Genomic DNA, 243 nt, shown 5'->3' with positions numbered 1-243 from the left:
GAGCGAACCACCGCCAATCATCGACAAACCGATGCTGTTGGCCGCGCTGGCCACGAAGGTGATACCCACATCAGAGCCGCGATCCTTCAGCGCTTTGGCGATGTTGGCCGCCGCTTCGATGATGGCTTCGCTGCCGGCGTTGCTACCGGTGACGATCAGCGGTTTACGTGCGTCGGTCAGCGCCTGCACGATGATATCGACTTTCTTGTTCAGGCCGTCAGCCAAATCGTTGACCGCCGGTGC

The 243-nt window shown here is 60.5% G+C and carries 1 protein-coding gene; it reads right to left on the bottom strand.

Features of this window, described 5'->3' with window-relative positions:
- A partial coding sequence (locus SAZ04_RS22815; protein ID WP_332700043.1) for a hypothetical protein occupies positions 1–243 on the bottom strand: 243 nt, incomplete at both ends.

Source organism: Halalkalibacter lacteus (genome assembly GCF_036663595.1).
Lineage (GTDB): Bacteria > Bacillota > Bacilli > Bacillales > Bacillaceae_D > Halalkalibacter > Halalkalibacter lacteus.
The sequence above is the reverse complement of the archived record's forward strand: the minus strand, read 5'-3'. Positions and strand labels throughout refer to the sequence as shown.